General features: G+C 37.5%; 15 protein-coding genes, 1 pseudogene and 1 other annotated feature. Of the genes and pseudogenes, 15 read left to right on the top strand and 1 reads right to left on the bottom strand.

The window, feature by feature from the left end:
* The first annotated feature begins 269 nt into the window (after positions 1-269).
* From DIZ30_RS05850 to DIZ30_RS13930, 11 genes and pseudogenes are all read left to right on the top strand, one after another.
* Positions 270-2,966: a sigma 54-interacting transcriptional regulator gene (locus DIZ30_RS05850; RefSeq protein ID WP_002304269.1), complete on the top strand. Its 2,697-nt coding sequence runs from the start codon at positions 270-272 to the stop codon at positions 2,964-2,966.
* A 64-nt stretch (positions 2,967-3,030) separates the two neighbouring features.
* Positions 3,031-3,531, top strand: coding sequence for a PTS sugar transporter subunit IIA (locus DIZ30_RS05855; RefSeq protein ID WP_256664972.1), 501 nt, complete (start codon positions 3,031-3,033; stop codon positions 3,529-3,531).
* 11 nt (positions 3,532-3,542) lie between these two features.
* Positions 3,543-4,037, top strand: a complete 495-nt coding sequence (locus DIZ30_RS05860; protein WP_002287026.1) for a PTS sugar transporter subunit IIB — start codon at positions 3,543-3,545, stop codon at positions 4,035-4,037.
* 20 nt (positions 4,038-4,057) lie between these two features.
* Positions 4,058-4,867, top strand: coding sequence for a PTS sugar transporter subunit IIC (locus tag DIZ30_RS05865; RefSeq protein ID WP_002287024.1), 810 nt, complete (start codon positions 4,058-4,060; stop codon positions 4,865-4,867).
* A complete protein-coding gene (locus DIZ30_RS05870) occupies positions 4,864-5,685 on the top strand; it encodes a PTS system mannose/fructose/sorbose family transporter subunit IID (protein ID WP_002287022.1) in 822 nt (273 codons plus the stop codon). The genes DIZ30_RS05865 and DIZ30_RS05870 overlap by 4 nt, the downstream gene beginning before the upstream one ends.
* 50 nt (positions 5,686-5,735) lie before the next feature.
* Positions 5,736-7,835 carry a glycoside hydrolase gene (locus DIZ30_RS05875; protein ID WP_002287021.1) on the top strand — a complete coding sequence of 700 codons (2,100 nt, stop codon included), beginning with the start codon at positions 5,736-5,738 and terminating at the stop codon, positions 7,833-7,835.
* Positions 7,832-8,950 (top strand): glycoside hydrolase family 172 protein, encoded by a 1,119-nt coding sequence (locus tag DIZ30_RS05880; RefSeq protein WP_002287020.1) that lies wholly within the window; start codon positions 7,832-7,834, stop codon positions 8,948-8,950. Before DIZ30_RS05875 ends, DIZ30_RS05880 begins: the two co-directional genes overlap by 4 nt.
* 38 nt (positions 8,951-8,988) lie before the next feature.
* Positions 8,989-9,867, top strand: a complete 879-nt coding sequence (locus DIZ30_RS05885; RefSeq protein WP_002304270.1) for an ROK family protein — start codon at positions 8,989-8,991, stop codon at positions 9,865-9,867.
* A gap of 145 nt (positions 9,868-10,012) precedes the next feature.
* Positions 10,013-10,210: an accessory gene regulator B family protein gene (locus tag DIZ30_RS13960; protein WP_071868827.1), complete on the top strand. Its 198-nt coding sequence runs from the start codon at positions 10,013-10,015 to the stop codon at positions 10,208-10,210.
* Positions 10,194-10,423, top strand: a pseudogene (locus tag DIZ30_RS13925) (hypothetical protein). The gene DIZ30_RS13960 and the pseudogene DIZ30_RS13925 overlap by 17 nt, the downstream one beginning before the upstream one ends.
* A gap of 243 nt (positions 10,424-10,666) precedes the next feature.
* On the top strand, positions 10,667-10,858 hold the full coding sequence (locus DIZ30_RS13930; protein ID WP_002304272.1) for a hypothetical protein: 192 nt from the start codon (positions 10,667-10,669) through the stop codon (positions 10,856-10,858).
* A 373-nt stretch (positions 10,859-11,231) separates the two neighbouring features.
* Here the strand turns inward: DIZ30_RS13930 and DIZ30_RS05905 are convergent, their stop codons facing one another.
* Positions 11,232-12,044, bottom strand: a complete 813-nt coding sequence (locus DIZ30_RS05905; protein WP_002300745.1) for a helix-turn-helix domain-containing protein — start codon at positions 12,042-12,044, stop codon at positions 11,232-11,234.
* Positions 12,045-12,206: 162 nt separating this feature from the next.
* Between DIZ30_RS05905 and DIZ30_RS05910 the strand changes: the two genes are divergently transcribed.
* From DIZ30_RS05910 to DIZ30_RS05925, 4 genes are all read left to right on the top strand, one after another.
* The gene (locus DIZ30_RS05910) at positions 12,207-13,439 is read left to right on the top strand and encodes a replication initiation factor domain-containing protein (protein ID WP_002300746.1); all 1,233 of its coding nucleotides are present in this window, start codon (positions 12,207-12,209) and stop codon (positions 13,437-13,439) included.
* A gap of 141 nt (positions 13,440-13,580) precedes the next feature.
* Entirely contained in the window at positions 13,581-13,784 is a 204-nt protein-coding gene (locus tag DIZ30_RS05915; RefSeq protein ID WP_002296936.1) for a DUF3173 domain-containing protein, read from the top strand.
* 59 nt (positions 13,785-13,843) lie between these two features.
* Positions 13,844-15,046: a tyrosine-type recombinase/integrase gene (locus DIZ30_RS05920; protein ID WP_109023141.1), complete on the top strand. Its 1,203-nt coding sequence runs from the start codon at positions 13,844-13,846 to the stop codon at positions 15,044-15,046.
* A 361-nt stretch (positions 15,047-15,407) separates the two neighbouring features.
* Positions 15,408-15,635: a binding site (T-box leader), on the top strand.
* A gap of 60 nt (positions 15,636-15,695) precedes the next feature.
* The gene (locus tag DIZ30_RS05925; protein WP_002295032.1) at positions 15,696-16,826 is read left to right on the top strand and encodes a 5-methyltetrahydropteroyltriglutamate--homocysteine S-methyltransferase; all 1,131 of its coding nucleotides are present in this window, start codon (positions 15,696-15,698) and stop codon (positions 16,824-16,826) included.
* Positions 16,827-17,019 lie beyond the last annotated feature (193 nt).

Here is a 17,019-nt window from a genome sequence, read left to right on the forward strand (position 1 = left end):
AGTGGACAAAACCATTGTAAAATAGGGCCCGAGACGGGCTAGTAAATCTAAGATTGAAAAAGTTACAGAAGGATAAAGTAATTGGAAACTATGCAAATATACTTAACCCTTCTGTAATCTATTAATAAAACTAATATATGAATCCAGTTCAATATTTGTAGCTATGAAAAAACATAAAAATCATATTAGATAAAAACTAAATTGGTAGATAAATTATTTTGTCAGATATCTGAGGCAAATATTCGACTATTTGTGTTTCAAAGTAAAAATTGGAATACAAATATAGAATAGACATATTGCAGCCGATAGTTTATTATGCTTTTAGACACATTAAACTGGAGGAAAAAATGAAAAAGAGCGCTAAAGATCGAGTTTTTGATGAGCTGATACGACTAACAGGGAATATGTCTTCTGTCACTGCCGAGAAAATTTCGAAGAATCTAGGTATCTCTCGTCAGAATGCCAGCCATTATTTGACGAGATTAGTGGAAGATAAAAAGGTCGAGAAATTACCGGGAAAGCCTGTTTTGTGGAAGCCTTTAGATGAATATGCGGTTGTAGATAATACGGAGCAAATAAACGAAGCCTTTCATTCTGTAGTTGGTCATGACGGAAGTCTGAGAGAGGTCATTCAAAAATGTATAGCCGCTGTCAAATATCCGCCTAACGGACTCAGTGTATTAATAAATGGAGCCACGGGTGTTGGAAAAAGTTTTTTAGCCACAAAAATTTTTGAATACGCTATCCATGAGCAAATTATTGAAAAAGATGCACCATTTGCTATCTTAAACTGTGCCGATTATGCGGACAATCCCGAACTGCTTTCGGCAACACTGTTTGGATACAAGAAGGGGGCCTTTACGGGGGCTGAAAAGGATACCGATGGTTTATTGGCAACGGCCAACAACGGCTATCTTTTTCTCGATGAGGTCCATCGCCTATCGAAAGAAAATCAAGAAAAGCTCTTTCTATTTATTGATACTGGAAACTATCGTCCAGTCGGTGAAAATGTAAATTGGCATTCTGCTAAGGTTCGTTTTATTTTCGCCACGACGGAAAAAGGTGAAAATTATTTATTAGACACCTTTGATCGGCGTATTCAAATTAGTGTTATGTTGCCAACTTTTGAAGATCGCCCCATTCGAGAACGATTAGAGCTGATTCAATTATTTTTTCAAAATGAAGCGGATGTTTTACAAAAAGATATTATTGTTTCAAGAGAAGCCTTGTCTTTAATGTTATCTCATCCCTTTAGTGGGAATATTGGTAAGCTGAAGAATATCATTAAAATCAGTTGTGCGGATGTGTATAGTCGAACACAAGAAGAACCATTAACGATTGGGAAAAATGAGATCTTGATTCAGTTAAATATGCTGGAATCCGAAGTAGAAAGCTTGCCGATTGCTAGTTTATTGATAAAGAAAAATCAAAAGATAAAAACGGATCGAATCAAACCGTTTGATTATGATTCGATTTTGGAAAAAATTACTCAGCTGATAAATGAAGGTAATTTCAATGAAAATTTTTCTTCGATAAAGAATGAAGTACAGCATTTGGTGCATCACATTGATAAGGATTCTTTTTTATCAATGAGTAGAAAATTGATGATTCAGATGTTTAGAAAGGTCTGGGTATCCGTTTTAGGAAAAACGTACGGATTGACGACGAGTGGACCTGTTGCAGAAATTATTAGCAGATCCTATGTCATTTCCCCAAGCTATAAGACAGACTTAACCGGGATAAATCGTACATTAGCTGCAAATCTACCTCGGACGACTTACTTATGTAATCAGTTCTTGGAGCATTTACCACCGCTCTCAGAAAAGGACGAGAACTTTCTAAGACTGCTTATTGTCGTGACTTTATCTGATTATGTAGATGAATCCATCGAGCTGAAGGGCCTGTTGCTTGCTCACGGAGATAGTACGGCTAGCAGCATTCAAGCAGTAGTGAATCAATTATGCGGCAATTATGTTTTTGAAGCGTTGGATATGCCAGTAGAGAGTAATGTGTCAGAGATTGTCGAATCGACAAGGAATTTCGTGAAACGGCAAGTGAATACAGATAGTCTAGTGCTGATCGTAGATATGGGCTCTTTAAATCAAATTTACACACAGATCAAGAACGATTTAAAAGGGGAGTTACTTCTTCTGAATAATTTGACGACTTCCATTGCACTTGATATTGGCTTGAAGATGACGATGAATGCGCCATTTAAACAGATTGCGGAGGATGCAGCAGACAAGTATTCAATCAATGTTCAATACTTTGAAGGCTTTTCTCAAAGTAGCAACATTATCATTTCCTGTATGTCGGGTTTGGGGATTTCGGACAAATTGAAAGATGTTTTTCGTCATCATTTATCGGATGAATCCATCGAAGTTTTCACGAAGGACTACAGAGAACTACGTGAATTAATCGACCAAAATGATGAAACTTATTTTGACAAGACAAAATTGGTCATCACGACTTCGGATCTTCCACGTTCCTTTTCAATTCCTAATATTAATGTTTATGACATCTTAGACGGTGATGGAGCAGCCAATTTGGAGCATATTTTGAGTCCTGAAATGAAGCCGGCAGAATTTAACCGCTTGATTCAGGAGCTAGTAAAATTCTTTTCGTTGGAAGGAATTGCGGACCGTTTGAACTTTCTGAACCCAACGATCGTGATGAGTGAAGTGGAAACAGTCATTTCTAAATATGAAAATTACTATCATTTCACTTTAAATGGCCGTGTAAAACTAAATCTCTATATGCATACGGCATTGATGATGGAACGTTTATTCTTGGCTCGGACAGAAAAATCTGAAGAACCGAATTATGATTTGAAACCAGATGAAGATGAATTTTATTATGTTTCTAGAAGTATTTTTCAATCAATGGAGATGAAATATAATTTTAAAGTCAATGCTTATGAGCTTTCGCTGCTCTATGAATTATTAGGACCGTATATTCAAAAATAAAGTGTCTAAAAAAGTGTCTAATCTGTTTTTTTTAGGTTAGACACTTTTTTTAATGTGAATTAACGTGATTAAACCAATGTTTTTAAAAGTTGGCACAGGAATTGCTTATATAAAAGTGAACAGAAAGAAAGGAATTAACCATATGAAGAAAATTCTAATAGCGACTCACGGTCACTTAGCTTCAGGCTTTCTTAGCAGTATTCAATTACTGACGGGGAAGGTTCAAGAGATTACGGTGATTAATGCTTATGTGGATGAGTGTGATTTTGAACAGGAGTTGAATGTATTTGTAAACCAGGTGAACGAGCAGGATCAGATTTTTGTTTTTACCGATTTATTTGGCGGAAGTGTCAATCAGAAGATTACCAAAACCTTTTTGGAGAAAGAGATTGCTGTAACTATTTTGTCTGGCTTTAATCTGCCAATTCTGCTCGAAATAGTATTGGCAACCAAGGAATTAACAAAGGAGGATATTCAGGAACTGGTAAATAAATGCCAACAGGAATTAAAGATGACCATTCTTGATGAGGTACATGTAGTAAATGAAGAGGAAGATTTTTTTTAGGAGGAAGAAAAATGATTAAAGCAGTGCGAATTGATGAACGATTAATTCATGGACAAGTAGCGATGACTTGGACAAAGAGTCTAAATTTAACCGGGTTAGTAGTAGCAAGCGATGAGGCGGCTACCAACGATATTCAAAAGATGACATTGAAGATGGCTGCACCATCGAATGTCAAAGTCATTATTAAAACAGTTGATGACGCGATTCATTTGTTAAAAGATCCGCGGGCGAAGGACATGCGCTTGATGGTTTTAGTCCCTAATGTCAAAGATGCGGTAAAAGTTGCGAAAGCTTTCCCAACGGAAATCGAATTAATGAACGTGGGGAATGCTGGGAAAATGACACCGCCATCGGAAGATAAGAAAACCTTATCAAAGGAAGTGATGTTAACGACGTCAGAAATTCAAGACTTAAAAGAATTAGTTGAACTTTATCCAGATACCGTTTTTCAGCCTACACCGGCGATGGAAAAACGTTCAGCTATCTCTATTTTGAGTGATTTTTAGAAAAAGGAAGGAGAAAAATTATGTATGATGCATTTGTAGTCGCTTTGGCCGTTTTTATTGGAGTTGCTGGACATGAAATGTTCGGGATGTCCATGCTGAGTCGTCCGATTGTTGTTGCTCCGTTAGCAGGAGCGTTGATGGGGGATTTGCAGACGGGGTTGATTGTCGGGGCGTCACTAGAAGCCATCTTTATGGGTGTCGTCAATATCGGAATCTCTAGTACGGCGGAGCCTTCTTTGGCTGCTGGGCTGGCTACAGCGTTCGCAATCAAAATGGGAGGAAACGTGGATGCGATTATTCCCATTGTCTTTCCACTAGCAGTATTAGGATTACAGTTAATGAATATGATTTTTTCTTTTGTATGTGGACCGATGGCTGCTAAATTTTTCAAATTTGCAAAATCTGGTGATCAAAAAGGAATCATCAATCTGCACTTCTTTATGTGGTTTGTCCACTATGCGCTTTATGCTCTTATTCCATTCTTTGCCGTTTTATTTGGAGCAGATGTTGTCAAAAGCGTCTTGGATAATATTCCAGAGGTCATCATGAACGGATTAACAGTCGCTGGAAATCTGCTGCCGGCAGTTGGGATGGCGATGCTGTTACGGATGCTTTGGAGTAAAAATATTGCTGTGTGGTTTTTCTTTGGGGCCGTTGTTATGGCGTATCTCGAGTTACCATTGATTGCAATTGCCGCAGTTGGAACGATTATTGCAATTGTTATAGCCCAAAGAGATCTACAACTAAAAAATATATCTGTTCATGCAGTTCAAAGCGATGCTGCTGTAAATGCAACGCTTGACCAAGAAGAGGAGGATTTCTTTCAATGAAATTAGCTGATGGAATTTCTAAAGATGAGAAAAAATTGGTTCGGAAGATGTTTTGGCGCTCGATGACTATGTATGCTTCGGTGAATCCGGTGACGATGGGCGGCGGTGGTTTCGCCTATTCTATGATGCCCTTCATTAATCATTTCTACAAAAGTGAAGAAGATCGAGCTGCGGCGCTGGAACGTCATACACAGTATTTTTCGACGACCATTCCTTGCGCGTCCTTTGTCATGGGGATTGCGGCATCGATGGAGAAGGAAAATTCTGAAAAAGCTGGTTTTGACGTGGAAAGTATCAACGCGATCAAAACGAGTTTGATGGGACCATTGGCTGGAATTGGCGATTCATTGTTCTGGGGAGTTTGGCGTGTCGTTACCGCGGGACTAGCGATCAACTTAGCCAATGCCGGAAATATTTTGGCACCAATTATCTTTTTAGTTATGTTCAATATACCTAATTACTTGATGCGATACTATGGCGGCGTTTTAGGCTATTCATTAGGCTCTAAATATATTGAAAAGCTGTATGCGAACGGGTTAATTGAAATTCTGACAAAAGCTGCTAGTATCTTGGGTCTGATCATGGTAGGTGCAATGACGATCAGTATGGTCAAATTCAATACCGTTTTGAGCTTTTCAATGAAGGGCGAAGAACTAATGAATGTCCAAGAAATCCTCGATAGTATTTTTAAAGGAATTGTACCGTTATTGGTAACATTGAGCTGTTTCAAATTACTAGATAAAAAAGTCGGCGTCATCAAAATTATTTTTGGAATGGTCGTCTTGGGAATTTTATTGTCATTACTTGGAATCGCATAGTAGGAAGCTGCAGCTACTAGGCTGCAGTTTTTTTAGCAAGGAGGGAAAAGATGACTATTAATGAAGTAATTTATTCACCCAAACACCCATTTTTTAATGCTGAGTTAAACGACGGAAATGTGACTACTTCAAACGAATACAGCTACTATCGGAATATTCCTGATGTAAAGGGATTGACCTTCGATGTAAGTAATCAAAAGACATTAGCAAACCTTGATGTTTGCGGGACGATTCAAACGTTGACCTTTTATCGAGAAAATTTACTAACTGAGGAAAAACCAGGTGTTTGGGTCAATAAACAGCTCTCTCAAACCAATTCGTTATCCTTAAAGGTTGAAGTAAACGGGATTGTCTACCATTTGTCAGAATCGGATCATCGTATTGAAGTCGATGTGATTCAAGACTGTTTGCCTAGATATATTCATCATTATTCGACGTTTAAGGTCATTGTAGTATCCTTTGCTCCCATACTGGCTAATAAGCGTTTAAGTATGCTTGTTCAACAGGTTTACATTGTGAATGAAACACACGAAAGCCTTCAAGTTTCAGTGAAAGATGTGCCTTCGTATCAAGAGAAGTATTCGGATCAGCAAAATGTGTTGATTTCTCAAAAAGGAAATAAGGACACGATCGCACAACAGGAAGTGGCAAGCTTCGCCATTGCTTTTGTGGACCCAAATGCTTTTGAAGAAGTAATGACTTTTCAGGAATCTGATATCGAAAAATGGCTGAAGGAAACATTGAACTATTTTGCTCAGCTATTTGGGCAGCTGTCAATGCCAAACGATAGAGTTGTCCATCTCTATCGTCGTGCACTTTATCAAAGCTTTTCTAGTTTCGGTATGAATCGACAGGGACAGGTCGTCGGCAGCAATTGGGGCAGCTATCCTGCTACTAATCGAATTTGGAATAAGGATATGTATTACGCATCATTGCCATTCACCATGTTTGAACCGGAGTTATGTCAAAAAACGGTTCTATGGTTTGATCAATATGGCGTTAAGTTTCCTGGTTCAAAATTTACAGGAGGTATCAATCATTCTCTGAGTAATTCGTTATCCAGTGCGTTACTGGCTAGTCTTTATTTTGAACATACTGGGGATACAAAATTCTTTGAGCGGTGTCCGCAGGTTCTACTGAATGCTTCAAGAATTATTGAGGACATATTAGCTCAACGTCGGTCAGGGGAACCAATGCTTTTTCCATCTGTTTGGTTATCAGACGCCTTTGCACTTGGAAAGTATCATACCGGCAGCAATCTTTGTCTTTGGAAGGCCTGTATTGGACTTGCAGAAATTTTTGAAGCCCTAGAACAACTGAGTCTTAGCAAGCGATACAAAAACATTGCCTGTAAACTAAAGGAATCAATTTGTAAACAAATGACTATCGATGGTCCTTTTGGTGAGCAATTTTTGGAGGGAATCGGTGATGAGGAGAAAACAACCTATTCAGTGAAGCACTATCAAAAACCGATTCTTGAGCAAGGGTTAATCTTTTTAAGTGATGTGATTGTGGATGGAAAAATTAATTTATTGATGCATGATGGAGAAGAATCAGACACTACGTTGATGCCTTTTTATCAATTTTTAGATAATAAAGATCATTTATATCAGAACACCATGGCCTTTTCTGCTAGTTCTTTCAATCCAACCTATAGCGAGGAAATCAAAGGCATCACTTGGGGATTAGAATCCGGCGCCACTTTTCCTGGCTTTATCACTGTTTTAATGAGCGAGCTGCACAACCCTCAAGCTTTCGTAACCCGATTAGAAGAACTAATTTGTTTGGCAGATTTAGACGGTTCGTGGTGGTGGTGGCCGTATCGCTTAGAGGCTCAACAAGGAGAAGTCGTGCGAGACTTTGGCTGCGGCAAATGCGGCTGGGCATCGGGTCTTTTTGTCAGCCTAATGATCAGTCAATATTTCGGATTGAAATTCAAAAAAGGAGTATTGCAAATTGATCCTGTTGATAATTTAACGTTTTCTTGGAAGAATTTGAAGTTCGGTCAAGCCTTCATTTCGATTGAATGTACGCAATCCGAGTTGAGTATTTCAAATTTGTCAGAAAAGCCATTGAAAATAAGTGATACGAAAAAAATTCTTCACGTAGAAAAGGGAAAAACGATTCACATTCAAAGGAGAAAAAGATGAGTATACTAAAAAATATTACCCAATTTAAAAAAATCCAGAGTCGAGCAATCACTCCCGAAAATCCAACAGGCGAGAAAGGTAAAGCTGCGATGTTGCCAAGCGAGCTAGGACCAAGCCGCAAAGGTCGTGGCGCAATTCCGCTGACTTCTGGTGAAGAAACTGTGATTGCGGATATTACTGGAACGGGAATAATTCGTCATATGTGGATGACGATTCGTGATCGAACAGAATTTGGCAGTTTTGTTTTACGTGATTTAATCTTAAGAATTTATTGGGATGGGTCGGATAGCCCTGCTGTTGAAAGTCCTTTAGGGGATTTCTTTTGTAATGGGTTTGGAGAGCGTTGCGAGGTGAACTCGTTGCCGATAGTGGTTAATCCTACAGGGGGCTTTAATTCCTATTTCGAAATGCCTTTCCAAACATCCGCTAAAATTACGATCGAGAATTTACATCCGAAGGATATGTCCTCATTTTTTTATACGATAAATTACGCTTTGGTGGACGAATTGGAAGAAAATAGCCTATATTTTCACGCAAATTGGCATCGGGAACGCATTACCAAATTACAGGAGGATTATAAGTTAATTGATCGATTAAAGGGTCAAGGCTATTACGTGGGTACTTACCTTGCGCTTACCTGCCTAGAACGTTATTGGTGGGGCGAAGGCGAGTTTAAATTCTACATTGATGGGGATAGTGAGTATCCGACCGTAACCTCAACAGGTTCAGAAGATTATTTTGGCGGGGCGTGGGCCTTTCATGAGTACGATGAGTTCGGACGTCCACATGCGAAAAACTATTCAACAGCCTTTTTAGGGTATCCTTACCAATCAAATAGAGATGCCACAAGAGATCGTTTTGAAACGGGAAAATTGAATGCCGTTCATGCCTTTGGTGACGACGCAATGCCACGACATGGTCTTTATCGTTGGCATCTTCAAGACCCCATCTGTTTTACCGAAGATTTATCGGTCACTTTACAACAAATCGGCAACGATGATGTTCGCTTATTTGAGCGGCAAGATGATGTTGCTAGTGTCGCTTACTGGTATTCAACAGAAGCTTCAGGAAATACTAAACGTCATTTCACTGATCGAGAACGCTTGCCGCGTTAATGAAGTGTTTTTCACATATTCGAAGGGAGGAACCTATGATGATATATGGGGCAATTGAAGCTGGAGGGACTAAATTTGTCTGTGCAGTCGGTACTGAGGAATTAACGATTTTGGAAAGAGTCAGTTTTCCCACAACAACTCCAGTTGAAACAATGAAGCAGGTCATTGATTTTTTTAAACCTTTTAAGGAACAATTGGCAGGCATCGGGGTCGGCTGCTTTGGTCCAATTGATATTCAATGCAAATCAACGAGTTTCGGTCATATCACATCAACACCAAAACTTGCTTGGCAAAATTTCAATTTTGTAGGAACGCTAAAGCAATATTTCAATATTCCGATTGAATGGACAACAGATGTCAATGCGGCTTGCTATGGTGAATATGTTGCTGGTTCTGGCAAAGGGTTAGCAGGTGTTGCATACTTCACTGTGGGAACAGGTATCGGAGGTGGTGCCTTGTTCAATGGGACTTTCGTGGAAGGGTTCAGTCATCCGGAAATGGGGCATATGTTGATCAAGCGACATCCAAAGGACAATTTTTCAGGAAACTGTCCCTTCCACCAAGATTGTTTAGAGGGGATGGCAGCAGGACCAGCGATTGAAAAACGGTTGGGTGTAAAAGGCCAGAATTTATTGGCTGACGATTCGTTTTGGCAGATTGAAGCCTTTTACCTTGCCCAATGTGCATACAATACAACACTGATGTTTTCGCCAGATAGAATTATTTTTGGCGGTGGTGTAATGAAACAAGAACACATGAAGAAAAAAGTTCAGGATAAATTTGTTGAGCTTATAAATGGATATGTTGAAATACCACCAATTGATAGCTACATTATTACGCCCGAATTAGGTGATAATGCCGGAATAATCGGCGGATTAGCATTGGCCAGAAAAGCGGTAAGAAATAAGCAACCATAATTAATGAATGTTTCATTGATACTCATGTCAAAAGTATTTAACCGAGTAATCAAATGATCAAATGAAGTTGGATAAAGCGAAAATGAATTCAAATAAAAAGGCTCTAAGTCAAATCGTGTTGTTTTCATTAAATCACTGAAAGGAAATGCTTCTGCGTTTCCTTTTTTCTTTTTGTTGTGCGCTGTATACCTTGAGGATATTCACTGGTGGCGTACACTTAAATAGTAATATATTGTGTTACTTTATGTCTGTGGTAATAGTTATAGTTGCTTACCAATGTATGTTCATTTTTCGAAATGTTGACTTCATAATCCTTGGCTTAATGTTTGAATTTTTTTGGTGATAGATTTTTTCAGCCGTATAAAATAAATCGTAATTCTATTATAGAGAGTTGTGATTATAAAAAGATAGCAAGAAAAAAAAGAAAGTTTCTATACATTTTAAATATTTTATTCCTATTTCTATTGCTAAAAAAGTAGAAATTCTATATTTACCTTTAACTCTCGCTTCTCTTGCAAATGTAGTTAGCATTTTAATCGATAATAAACTCAGGTAGTTATATTACCTTGAAATGATTGATAATTTTGTCACTTCTATTTTTTTGCAATAAATTTTTTATTTTAGTGAAAAATAAGAAACTATTTCTTTGAAGGCGATAAGTTAGAAAAATATTATTGTAGTCTTTTCTTTATTAGGAATCATCACTGTTGTATCTTATTACCTTTTCTGTTTTTCTTATTAGAGAAAAATAATTTGAGAGGTAGATAGTTTTTATTGGAGGAAGTAATTATGTATATTTTTGAAACAAAAATTTTTCATTGCAATAATTGCAACAAAGAAATTTCATCGAGGGAAGAGGTTTGGACAAAAATGGAAATTTCCGCCAAAAGTAACTGCTCCTCAACTGAAATCAATTAAAGAACTAGAATTTGAGAATGCACTGGTAATTTGTATGACATGTACTGATGAAGTATTTCGAAAACATTTTTAAAGGTTGAGATGTATATAGATTTAACCAATCATTTATCTCTCTCGGAAAAGGAATATTAACTAACCAGCGGGTTATCAAAAATAGGTAGGAAAACTGTACTTAATGGCTTATTTCGCGCTGATTATGAGAATATCAGTCTGTTTGATTAATTTTTAGGGTTCAAAATACAGAGACAAACTCCAGGTCGGGTTTCGCCACAAGCGAATTACCCGATCTGGAGTTTTGTCTATTGCAGGAAGGCGTAGCCGGACTGCAGGAATAAAGCCCCCGGTTCTAACAGGGGGCTAACAAAGAACAGGAAACTGTGACAACTACCCATTGGGGAGTGTCCTAGCAGTATTTTCTTTGTCACGTGCTTATCAATCTTGTCACCTCATTTTGATGATGGATACGCTGCATTTAACAGGCGTTCTTTCTCGACTTCCATCACGAATGGTAGATAAAGATATTGCTGTTCTAGTAGATATTGATTGTCCTCTGTGTACTGATAAGAAGCGGTTTCTTCTGAATAGACCAACGGGGCAATTCGCACATCGCTGGTCAATTGATTAATTGAGTATAGAAGGATGGCTTTCTCACCTAGTTCCTTGGGTAAATGTTTCCCAAAATAGGAATAGGATTCTTGATTTGCTAAATAGACGAGTATGCGATCCACACTAAAGTTGGAGAAGGTAAAGGGCATCATGTGCAGAATATGATTTTGATTATCATGTTGCAAATAGAGCTGGGCTTCCTTACCAAAATTAGTTGAACCAAGATAAAGCTGCTTTTTTTCATCGATACATTGGAAAGTAAACTGGTCTTGTTCAGTTGGTGGAATGAGATTTGTAATAAAAAATTCAATCATTCGATCCATTTCTTTTTCACTAACAAGGTCAGCGTGTTTGATTTCGTCTACTATGAGACCTTCAATCTTAGGATCAAGCTTACCTGCCTTTTTTTGGAGCATTTCTAAAATGTATTGATTCTCTTGATCACCATACAAAAGATATTCATTGGTGACATGACCTATCTCTGCGATTTGGTGAAGGGTTTCGGTTTTTGGAAGGTTGATCCCACGTTCCCAGTTATTGACTGTACTTCGCGGTAAATCACCAATTAGTTTGCCAAATTTCTCCATACTCAACTTTAATTCTTGGCGAATCTGCCGAATTCGATTGCCGACTGCTTGCTTGTCTATCTCCATGAAAACTCCTCCTCAGGATAAGTTCTTAAATTTAGTATACGTGTGTACTTAAAAAAAGTCAAAACATATTGACTTAAAATAAATACAGGCGTACAATAAAAATGTACTTAAAATAAGTTCAATAGGTTCTTTGACAAGTAAATAGCAGAAGGAGGTTTGTCTATGAACCAAGTTAATCAACATGATCTCGGTGAAGCCATTCGAGTTTCTCGAGAAGAAAGGGGGTGGACACAACGATATTTAGCAGAAAAAGTGGGGATTTCGAGATCGTTATTATCGAAAGTAGAAAAAGGAACGAGACAATTAAGTGAAGAAAAATTGAATCTTGTGTTGGATAGTTTGCAAGAAGAGGTCGTTCCAGTTAACCGTGTTTTGATTGATTATCTAACCATTCACTTTTTCTCGAATCAACATTTAAAGCTAATTGAAGAGATTATTGAAATGCCCATTGAACGTTTTGAGGAACTGGATTATGCGCCAAAGGGCTATATTGGCCAATACGTGTGGAATCAAGTAATCACGATTCGGTATTCCATTGACGATGCGGTTAAAGGAACTGTGATGGAGTTTTCAGGTCAAGGCTGTAAACACTTAGCAAGATGGCTAAAAACACGAAAAACAAATTGGCAACAGTTTTTTCGTAAGGTATTAGATTATCAGGGGAACTTTACACGGATTGATTTTACTTTAGATGATTTTGTGGGGAGTCTCAGCATTCCAGAACTTAAGCATAAGGTAATACTAGGCCATGTGTGGACCACTTTTCAAGTGAGTGAATCTCATGGCGGTACGGATATCATAAACAATGAATCAAATGGTGAGACCTTGTATTTAGGCTCAAAGAAGAGTCAGTGTCGTTTTTGCTTTTATCAGAAGGACCATGAACAACGGAAGCGACGAGGAATTCCTTTAGAAGAGGCAAAAGTAAAGAATCGCTTTGAACTACGGTATCGAAAAGAGAAAGCGCAAAGCTTGGCAAAGATTATTTCAAAAACCCATGATTTAACCAAACTGTTCTTTGAGTTACTTAATGGAGCAATTTGTTTTTATGACCGTGATCCAAATGATCTAGGTGCAAAAGTTGATGCCAAATGGGCAGCCTTTATTAGCAATTATGGCGCAATCACCATTTCTTTAGATACAATTCCTCAAAGTTTTGAGAAAACTATGAGTTGGTTAATTCATGGTGTTTCACCATCATTAGTTTTTATTGCACAGGTCGATCAAACGTTTCATTCTTCCTTGTTGCCTTTGATTATTGAACAAGGAGAAATGAATCCAAGACAGATCAAACTTCTCCAAAATATGAAGGCAGACCCGGAGTATTATCAGGAGGAGGTTGAGTATTATGAACGAAAATTACAAAGTATATCAAATGAGAAAACAAGCTACTAAAAAAGCAAAGTACTGCTTACACAACAAGTTGTGCAACGTACTCCGCCTCGACAAGACGAGTATAACACAACCATCGAATGAGAAACAATAGATTATAAAGAGGATTATTTTAAAAGGAGTAAAGAATCAGGAGGTGAGAGAATGGAAACAAAATGTGATTTCATGGTAAATCGTGCAATTTTGATAGAGATGGGCTTTAAACCTAGTCAAGCTGCACGAATGATTAAAGAGAGCAAGGCATATCTTGCAAGGATTGAAGGTATTGATTTTTATAATAATCGCCAAGTTGGTGTGGTGCCATCCCGAGTAATTGAACATCTTTTTCACATTCAAGTTGCGGAATAAACAGTACAAGCGCGGTACTATTAAAGTAGCTTTTCTCAAGTACAGAGAGGAATGGAACGATGCCAAAAATTAAAAATATTTACCAAGATAAAAAGACAAAAAAATGGTTCTTCCGAGCATATCTAGGTATAGATGAAAATGTAAGAAAGGTTCAGAAGACTAAACGAGGTTATGCTTCACAAAAAGATGCCAAAATTGCTTATGACAAGTACATGGAAACACATGATTTTAACAAGACAATTCCTAATCAACTGTGTTCTACCAATCAAATGACTTTCGAAGAGTTTTACAAGGATAGGTTTGTAAAATGGTACGAGAGACAGGTCAAAAGTCAAACATATGAGAATGCGCAATTCATTTTCGAAAAGCGTATGCAGTTTTTCTATCATTTTCGTGTTCGAGATATTACAAGTCACGATATTGAGGATTGGTTATTTGAACTAAGCCAGACAGAGTCACGTAATTCACGGAAAAAAGTTAATGGCGAAACGTTATCAAAATCTTATATCAATCGGATTCGAGGGCACCTAAAAATTGTATTGGATCGGGCTGTTAAAGAGGGGGTGATTGCTAAAAATCCCGTTGAAGATGTTTCTTCGCTTCCTTCTGAGAATAAGAAAGTTGAGTTTTGGGAACACAGTGAGTTTCAAAAAGTGATGAATGAATTGAAGGATGATAAGATTCAAACCCACCATCGGAAGATTGTGTATGAAATGCTCTTTTATACTGGCATTCGGATTGGAGAACTTGAAGCTTTGTCTTGGTCGAATGTAGATTTTGAGAAAAACACGATAACGATTGAGAAGACATTGATTTATAATACAAAAGATGATTGGTACTTTTCGACTCCCAAAACTAAATGTGCTTATCGAACGATTGGGTTGGGGAAGAAGCTTTCCTTAAAACTCAGACAGTGGTATGACTTGCAAAAACGTATTGGAAATTTTGAATATGTTGCTCAGTTGGACGGAACATTTACGCCACCTTATTCTTTTGCGAACTGGTTAAAAGAAGCTGCTAAAAAAGCGGGTGTCAAACCGATTAAGCTTCACGCGCTACGACATTCTCATGTTGCATTTCTAATTGAGCAGAATATTCAACCGCTATCTATTCAAGAACGATTGGGCCATGCGAATATTCAAATCACTTTAGGAACTTACGGTCACTTATATGCAAAGTCAGATCAACAAGTGGTAAGTGCGATTGATAATGTTCAAGAGGGCGCTATTCTTTCAAAAAATGACAATTTATTACCAGTCTGAGTTTTCCACGGTTCTACCATAAGACAAATAAATGCTTTTGCACCAGTGTTTTCAGTCGAATTGCTCCTGTTCAAGATGTATCGGAAATAGCGAGAAAATAAGCAAATTTGTATAACTATAATAAAAAGGACTTAGTTTTGATGGGAAATTTTTCAAAATTAAGTCCTTTTTTATGTGGTTGAAACGGGTATGATCATTTTAAGGAAGTGATCTAAGATGAAAGGACGACTGAACAATTATCATATTAGAAAAGCTTTATTGTATTCCACAAACCAATTACTAAGAATAACAAATTAGTTTTTGTTTGTTCTTATTCCCTATTGACTTTTCTTTCAAACATGCTATTCTAATTTTATTCTAATAGTATCCGATGAGAAGGAAAGTAGACAGAAAATGGTTCAAGAGAGGCTTTGGTTGGTGTAAAAAGCTAGAAGTTGACTGTCGAAAATGGCCTTAGAGGATTTTTTGTCGAAAGGTAGGCAAAAACGAACAGTCTTTCGTTACCAAGACCACTGATTTTATTGTCAGGCTGAGAGAAAGAATGTTTTTTCTGAAAAAAGGTGGTACCACGAGTATAATCGTCCTTTTACTAGTATTTGCTAGTAAAAGGATTTTTTTTTACAAAAAAACAAAGAAAAGAGTGAGTGAAATGAGCAAAAATAGACCATTTACAGTAGATCATGTCGGAAGTTTCTTACGCCCGCAATCGATCAAAGAAGCAAGAAAAAAAGTTCAAGAAGGCTTACTTTCAAAAGAAGAACTTCGTGCAATCGAAGACCAGGAAATAAAAAAATTAGTGGAAGACCAAAAAGCAGTCGGCATCAAAGGAATTACAGATGGTGAATTTCGGCGTGGATTTTGGCATCTTGATTTTTTAGAAGAACTAAATGGTATCGAAGGCTATGTTCCAGAAACTGGATATAATCAAACATTCCACGGAAAAGCAGCTCCAGCTTATAATATTCGGGTAGTAGATAAATTATCTTTCAATCCAAATCACCCATTTTTAAAAGATTTTGCTTTTCTGAAAGAAGTAGTGGAAACAGATGATACTTTTGTTGCAAAAGCAACGATCCCTAGTCCCACGATGATTTTACGACAAGAGATTCTATCTAATGATGGTTCTTCAAAAATCAAGGAGATTTATCCTGATCTAGCTGATTTTTATGAGGACTTGTCCTCTACTTACAAAGCAGCGATTCATGCTTTTTATGAAAAAGGTTGCCGTTACCTGCAATTCGATGATACAAATTGGGCGTTTCTAGCTGATCAAACTAAAAGAGAAGCACTTCTTCAAAAAGGAATTGATCCGAAAGAAATGGCCCATATTTGTACAGAGATTATCAATAATGCACTGGAAGACAAACCAGAAGATTTGACGATCACAACACATATCTGCCGCGGGAATCACGCTTCTTCTTGGCTGTTTTCCGGTGGATATGAACCCATTGCAGAAGAGTTGTTTTCAACAAATTATGATGGTTTCTTTTTGGAATACGATTCTGACCGAGCAGGAGATTTTACTCCTTTAAGACATTGGAGTAACAAAGAAAGTAAAGTTGTTTTAGGATTAGTTACTTCTAAGTTTCCAGATTTGGAAGATACGGAGAAAATAAAAGAACGAATAAAAGAAGCACAACAATTTGTACCATTGGAAAATCTAAGTATCAGTCCTCAATGTGGGTTTGCTTCAACAGAAGAAGGAAACCATTTAACAGAAGAAGAACAATGGAAGAAAATCCAATTATTGCAGCAAGTCGCAAAAGAAGTTTGGCTATAAAAATGTGAGGCTTGGCAAAAAAAAGCGTCCCAAAAAGTCGGCTTTTCATGGAGTGGAGAAATCCACTCTTTTTTATTTACCTTTTATATTATTTATTTGTTTCTTAATTGTCAAATTAAGTTAGACAGATCATCAATACTTACGTAACTCAAAAATACTTCCAAAGGTGTTCGATAATCCAGTGATTTTCTAG

Source organism: Enterococcus sp. H57 (genome assembly GCF_003112495.1).
Classification (GTDB): domain Bacteria; phylum Bacillota; class Bacilli; order Lactobacillales; family Enterococcaceae; genus Enterococcus_B; species Enterococcus_B faecium.